This is a genomic window from Actinomycetes bacterium (assembly GCA_035506535.1).
GTDB lineage: Bacteria > Actinomycetota > Actinomycetes > DATJPE01 > DATJPE01 > DATJPE01.
This window is the reverse complement of record DATJPE010000037.1, coordinates 1-4,691: the sequence shown is the minus strand read 5'-3', so window position 1 is coordinate 4,691 and position 4,691 is coordinate 1. Positions and strand designations below refer to the sequence as shown.

5 protein-coding genes are annotated in these 4,691 nt (G+C 74.7%); all 5 read right to left on the bottom strand.

Going from position 1 to position 4,691, the window contains the following annotated elements:
* The coding region (locus tag VMI11_06305; protein HTY72023.1) for a hypothetical protein at nucleotides 1-724 on the bottom strand (724 nt) is incomplete at its 3' end.
* The gene (locus tag VMI11_06300; protein ID HTY72022.1) at nucleotides 721-1,734 is read right to left on the bottom strand and encodes a methionine synthase; all 1,014 of its coding nucleotides are present in this window, start codon (nucleotides 1,732-1,734) and stop codon (nucleotides 721-723) included. The genes VMI11_06305 and VMI11_06300, both read right to left, overlap by 4 nt.
* Nucleotides 1,728-2,792, bottom strand: coding sequence for a tRNA 2-thiouridine(34) synthase MnmA (gene mnmA, locus VMI11_06295; GenBank protein ID HTY72021.1), 1,065 nt, complete (start codon nucleotides 2,790-2,792; stop codon nucleotides 1,728-1,730). Before mnmA ends, VMI11_06300 begins: the two co-directional genes overlap by 7 nt.
* Nucleotides 2,792-3,973, bottom strand: coding sequence for a cysteine desulfurase family protein (locus VMI11_06290; protein ID HTY72020.1), 1,182 nt, complete (start codon nucleotides 3,971-3,973; stop codon nucleotides 2,792-2,794). Before VMI11_06290 ends, mnmA begins: the two co-directional genes overlap by 1 nt.
* A 49-nt stretch (nucleotides 3,974-4,022) precedes the next feature.
* A partial coding sequence (locus VMI11_06285; protein HTY72019.1) for a DUF459 domain-containing protein occupies nucleotides 4,023-4,691 on the bottom strand: 669 nt, incomplete at its 5' end.

Genomic DNA, 4,691 nt, shown 5'->3' with positions numbered 1-4,691 from the left:
GGTCGATGGCGAATCCCTCCCGCGCGCCGAACCCGTGCACGACCAGGCGAAGCGGCCGGCCCGCGGTCACCCGGGGGTCCTTCTGGCGCAGGGAGCCCGCGGCCGCGTTGCGGGGGTTCGCGAACGGCGGCCGCCCCGCCGCGACGAGAGCGGCGTTGAGGTCGGCGAAACGCTCGACGGGGAAGAAGACCTCGCCCCGTATCTCGACCAGGCTCGGGACCGGCCGCTCGCCGTCGATGAGTCGCAGGGGGACGCCCTGGATCGTCCGGACGTTCGGCGTCACGTCCTCACCCGTGGTCCCGTCGCCGCGGGTGGCGGCGCGGACCAGCCGCCCGTCGGCGTAGGTGAGGTTGACGGCGAGGCCGTCCACCTTGAGCTCGAGCAGCCAGCTGACCTGCGCGGCCGCGTCCCGCAGCACCCGCGACTCCCACGCGGCGAGCTCCTCGGCAGAGAAGACGTTGTCGAGGCTGAGCATCCGCTCGCGGTGCTCGACCGGGCTGAACTGGGTCGCGTAGACGTTGCCGACGCGCTGCGTGGGCGAGCTGGGGGTGACCAGCGACGGGAAGGACGCCTCCAGAGACTGCAGCTCTCGCATCAACGCGTCGTACTCGCCGTCGCTGATCACGGGCGCATCGAGCACGTGATAGCGATAGGAGTGCTCGTCGACCTCCTGGGCCAGCTCGGCGTGGCGGCGCAGGGCGGACTCGGGCACCTCGGCACTCATCCGTCCACCCCCTGGTCGCGCAGCAGCCGAGCGCCGGCTCGCGCGGCGGCCAGGAGCCGCGGGACCGCCCCGGGGTCGCTCCCCGCCAGGCCGCAGGTGGGGGTGACGACGACCCTGGCGAGGTCCTCGCCGGACAGGCCGAGACGTCGCCACAGCTCGCGCACGGGCCCGACGGTAGCGGCGGCCTCCGACACCGGCCCGAGAGGGGCGACCACTCCGGCGAAGAGGCCCACCCCCGCCTCGAGAGCGGTGCCCAGCTCCTCTTCCGCACCCGGCCGGCGTTGCAGCACCGCGGCCAGGTCGAGGGATAGAGCCGCGGCGCCGGCCCGCCGCAGGAGGTCGATCGGGGCGTCCGCCGCGCAGCAGTGGACCACCGGGAACGCATCCGAGGCCGCTGCCAGCACCTCCCGCAGCACCCCTTCCGCCACCTCGGGCTCGACCGCCTCGAGGTGGCCGAACCCGCTCGCGGTGGGCACGGTGCCCGACAGCACCGCCGGCAGGGCGGGCTCGTCGAGCTGGGCCAGCACGCGCGCGTGCGGCAGGCGCCGGTGCACGTCGTGAAGGTGCTGCCCGAGGCCCTCGGCCAACGACTGGGCCAGGTCCCGGCAGGCCCCAGGATCGGCGAGGGCCTTGTCGCCGTGGGGGAGCTCGACGCTCGCGGCGAGGGTCCACGGTCCGACGAGGGCGACCTTGACCGGTGAGGTCAGCCCGAAAGCCTGCTCCTCGAGCACGTCGAGGTCCTCGTCCAGGTAGTCCCGGGCACGACGCTCGTCGCGGCCGGGAGATGCTGCGAGCCGCCAGCCGGAGGGCCACACCTCAGCGTGCAGGTCCACCAGTGCGGCGACGCCGCGGCCGACGAGGTCGGCACCCGGGCCCCGGGCCGGCAGCTCCGGCAGGTGAGGCAGGTCGGGCAGCTCGCCCAGGACGACGCGCATCGCCTCGCGCACGTCGGTTCCCGGCATCGAGCCGACCCCGGTCGCCGATGCGTCGGGCCAGGGGAAGGTCACCAGGCGACCGTGCGCGCGATGGTGGCCGAGCCGAGGACTCGGCTCCCGGCGTACAGCACCACCGCCTGACCGGGTGCGACCCCGTACAGGGGCCGGGAGAGGCTGACCACGACCCCGTCGGTCACCGGCCGGGCCGCCGCCGGTACCTGCTCGCCGTGGGCGCGCACCTGTGCGGTGCACTCCAGCGCGGGGCCGGGCGGGGCGAACCAGCGGGCGGCGACGCCGTGGAGCGCACCGACGGCGAGGTCCGCACGAGGCCCCACGGTCACCGTCCGGGTGACCGGAGAGATCGACAAGACGTAGCGCGGGCGACCGTCGCTGGTCACGCGAAGGCCGCGTCGCTGCCCGACCGTGAAGGCGTAGGCCCCGTCGTGGTGCCCGAGCAGGGTGCCGTCGTGGTCCCGGATCTCTCCGTCGGCGGCGCCCAGCCGACGTCGCAGGAATCCGGAGGTGTCGCCGTCGGGGATGAAGCACACGTCGTGGGAGTCCGGCTTGCGCGCAACGGTCAGCCCGCGGCGCTCGGCCTCGAGGCGGACCTCGGGCTTGGGGGTGTCCCCCAGGGGGAAGATCGCGTGGGCGAGCTGCTCGGGGGTGAGCACGCCGAGGACGTAGGACTGGTCCTTGGCCTCGTCGACCGCCCGGTGCAGCTGCGGCCCGCCGGGGGCCGACACGATCCGGGCGTAGTGCCCGGTCGCCACGGCGTCGAAGCCGAGGGCGAGGGCGCGGTCGAGCACGGCCGCGAACTTGATGCGCTCGTTGCAGCGCAGGCAGGGATTGGGGGTACGCCCTGCGGCGTACTCGGTGACGAAGTCGGAGACGACCTCGTCGTGGAACCGCTCGGCGAGGTCCCAGACGTAGAACGGCGTGCCGAGGACGTCGGCGGCCCGGCGGGCGTCCCGGGCGTCCTCGAGGGTGCAGCAGCCGCGGGCCCCGGTCCGGGACGACTCGGGCGTGCGGGAGAGGGCGAGGTGCACGCAGGTGACGTCGTGACCGGCGTCGACGAGGCGGGCGGCCGCCACCGCCGAGTCGACGCCGCCCGAGACGGCGGCGAGGACGCGCATCAGGCGCCGCTGCCCATCCTGGCCAGGCCGGCCCGTCGGGCGCGGTCCACGGCCGGGCGGATCGCCGCCACGAGCTCATCGACGTCGGCGTCGGTCGAGGTGTGGCCCAGGGTGAAGCGCAACGAGCTGCGGGCGTGCGCCTCGTCGGCTCCCATCGCGAGCAGCACATGGCTGGGCTGCGCGATGCCGGCGGAGCAGGCGGAACCGGTCGAGCACTCCACCCCGGCCGCGTCCAGCAGCATGAGCAGCGCGTCACCCTCGCAGCCGGGGAAGGAGAAGTGGGCGTTCCCGGGAAGCCGGTCGCTCGGGTGGCCGTTGAGCACCGCCTCGGGCACGGCCTTGTGGACGCCGTCGACCAGCCGGTCCCGCAGCCGGGTCAGACGCTCGGCTCTCCTGGCCCGCTCGGCCGTCACGACACGTGCCGCGGCGGCGAAACCGGCAGCCGCCGGTGCGTCGAAGGTGCCCGAGCGGATGTCGCGCTCCTGCCCGCCGCCGTGCAGCAGCGGCTCCGGGGTCACCCCCCGGGCGAGGACGAGCGCCCCGATCCCGAGCGGCCCGCCGATCTTGTGGCTGGTCACGGTCATCGCGTCCAGCCCCGAGTGCGCGAAGTCCAGGGGGACCTGACCGAAGGCCTGCACGGCGTCGGAGTGCACCGGCACGCGATGGGCGTGGGCGAGCTCGGTGATCTCCGTCACCGGCTGCAGCGTGCCGACCTCGTTGTTGGCCCACATCACGGTGACGAGGGCGACGTCGTCCGGGTCCCGCTCGAGCGCCTCGGCCACGGCCTCCAGGCGGACCCGCCCGTACGCGTCGACCGGCAGCCAGTCGACGACGGCGCCCTCGTGGCGTACCAGCCAGGCGACCGGGTCGAGGACCGCGTGGTGCTCGACCGACCCGGCGAGGATGCGCACGCGGCGCGGGTCAGCGGCCCGTCTCGCCCAGAACAGCCCCTTGACGGCGAGGTTGTCCGCCTCGGTGCCACCCCCGGTGAGGACGACCTCGGAGGGCCTCGCCCCCAGGGCCTGGGCCAGGGTCTCCCTCGACTCCTCGACCACGCGTCGAGCGCGCCGGCCGGAGGCGTGCAGCGACGAGGCGTTGCCGGTCCTCGCGAGCTGCTCGGTGACGGCGGCGATCGCCTCGGGCAGCATCGGCGTGGTCGCCGCGTGGTCCAGGTAGGCCATTGCACCGAGTGTAGGCAAGCCGCCCGGGGCTGCTCGGCCCGAACGCCGGTCAGTCCAGCGGGCGGCCGACGTCCTGGGCGATCGCGGCCAGCTCGAGGCTGGCCGGGAGCAGCGCCCCGTCGAGGGTCCAGTGGACGCCGTCGGCCTGCCGCGAGTGCGCGATCACGCGGCCCGCGTAGCGGACGCGGTCGGCGTAGCGACCGTCCACGGCCGTCCCGCGGTACAGGTCGACGTAACGCGCCCCCGGGACGGCGAGCGCCGCCCGCTGGTCGGCCTCGTTGAGCTTTCGGTACAGCCGGTTCCACAGCGGGTTCCGGGCAGTGGGCGGGCCTGACCAGTACACCGCGCTCACCCCGCCCTGCCGGTAGGTCTGCATGATCGCGACGACCCGGCGGGCGTACTCGTCGACCCAGGCCTGGCTGCCCACCGACACCCGCTGGCCGGACGGGGAGGTCATCCCCCACCCGTCGTTGCCGCCGATCACCATGACGACCACCTCCGGGTGGTGCGCCCGGACCTGCGCACGCGCCTGCTTCTGCCAGTTGTAGAAGGCAGGGTTGGTCAGCCCCGTGCCGTCGGCGGAGATCCCGGTCACCGAGAGCAGGCCGCGCGCCTGGGCGAGCTGGTCGATGTCGTCGGCGACGTACGTCGACAGCGAGTCGCCCGTGACCAGCACGCGCAGCGGACGCGATCGGGTCGGGACCCGCAGCAGCGGCGG

Coding starts and splice junctions, on each gene's coding strand:
- mnmA (HTY72021.1), bottom strand. CDS start 2,792: ATGCGCGTCCTCGCCGCCGTCTCGGGCGGCGTCGACTCGGCGGTGGCG.
- VMI11_06290 (HTY72020.1), bottom strand. CDS start 3,973: ATGGCCTACCTGGACCACGCGGCGACCACGCCGATGCTGCCCGAGGCG.